Here is a 1,233-nt window from a genome sequence, read left to right on the forward strand (position 1 = left end):
AATCAAAAGCGCAAGGTTTCAAGAGAACATTTCCCTGCCACCTTCCGCTAGAGTATCAATTGTTGGTTATTATGCCAGAAAGCTTTTAAGCAATCTGGGAAGAATATCTATCTGACTTCGTCACCATCAGTGCAGGTAGCAGCACTTGTTGCTGCTTCTACTGCAGCAGTAGGATGAGTTGCTTCACAGATGATTGAACTGAAAACACCCTCATCGGTTTGAGCTACCGCAGCAGAGTAGTCGCGAATATCGTTGCTAAAGTCCTCTGGTTCGGTTTGAGCCGTAGCATTGGTTATAGACCCAGTGGCAGTAGCACCATCTTGAGCATAATCATAGTATTGAGGTTGTATAGTTATGGGCAACTGGTTATCGTCTGGCGCGGCCGCTGGGTCAGTGGAGAATGTTGCAAAAGTAGGTCTTTCCAAGCGGTAAGCCTGTTGAGCGCGGTTAATGGCAGCGAGGTTGGTGCGAGCTTCCGCTTGTCTGCCTTTGGCTACCTGACCGAGGAGGTTGGGGAGAGCGATGGCGGCGAGTACACCGATGATGATAACGACAACTAAGAGTTCGATGAGGGTGAAACCTTTGTTACGGTTCTTTTTGTTGAGAGCTTGGATGAGTTTGAATTTGAAGGTGGAGTTCATGGGTATATCCTTTGGTAAGTGTTTTTTGTTCTCTATAAACAACTTACCCACCTGTTTCAGAAAAGCTATCACCCTTGGAAAAATTTTTTTTGGGGAAGTGGGGAGGCTGTTTCTAGAAGCCACTTCTAGGGATTGGGGAAAAAACCGAAAAGTTTAGCGGCACCTCCCAAGACAGCAACCACCAAAGCTATCAAAATCCCCCGGTTGGTAAATTCCTGATAACCAACCCGTACCGTTAACCCCTCGATTTTCTCATCTAATACTTTAATATCGCCTTTTAACTCTGCTTTGAGTTCGGCCTGTCCGATTTCTACTTTGGTTAGCCGGTCCTCTACCTTGTCAAATCTCTCATTCATCCGTTTTTCCAGAGAGTCGATTTTACTCTCAATTCTGGTTAGGACAGCTTCTAGGGAATAAGTTACAGTTTCGTTAGACATATTTGCTATACTCCTATAGATTTTCGGGTTTTTGATAGCCATTTATTATAATCCTAAGGGCTGTAACCGTTTCTAGGGGACAGTTCTAGGGATTGGGGAAAAAACCAAAAAGTTTAGCAGCACCTCCCAAGACAGCAACCACCAAAGCTATCAGA

Annotated in this window: 2 protein-coding genes; both read right to left on the bottom strand. The window is 44.8% G+C overall.

Annotation, left to right across the window (positions count from 1 at the left end; all coding sequences use genetic code 11):
• Positions 1-107 precede the first annotated feature (107 nt).
• Positions 108-641 carry a type IV pilin protein gene (locus PX636_RS12650; RefSeq protein ID WP_288117454.1) on the bottom strand — a complete coding sequence of 178 codons (534 nt, stop codon included), beginning with the start codon at positions 639-641 and terminating at the stop codon, positions 108-110.
• A 125-nt stretch (positions 642-766) separates the two neighbouring features.
• Positions 767-1,078 carry a DUF4164 family protein gene (locus tag PX636_RS12655; protein WP_002759403.1) on the bottom strand — a complete coding sequence of 104 codons (312 nt, stop codon included), beginning with the start codon at positions 1,076-1,078 and terminating at the stop codon, positions 767-769.
• Positions 1,079-1,233 lie beyond the last annotated feature (155 nt).

Origin of the sequence: Microcystis sp. M53598_WE2, from assembly GCF_030067735.1 — a bacterium.
GTDB lineage: Bacteria > Cyanobacteriota > Cyanobacteriia > Cyanobacteriales > Microcystaceae > Microcystis > Microcystis aeruginosa.

Excerpts from the sequence above, each read along its gene's own strand:
- PX636_RS12650 (WP_288117454.1), bottom strand. The coding sequence starts at position 641 with ATGAACTCCACCTTCAAATTCAAACTCATCCAAGCTCTCAACAAAAAG.
- PX636_RS12655 (WP_002759403.1), bottom strand. The coding sequence starts at position 1,078 with ATGTCTAACGAAACTGTAACTTATTCCCTAGAAGCTGTCCTAACCAGA.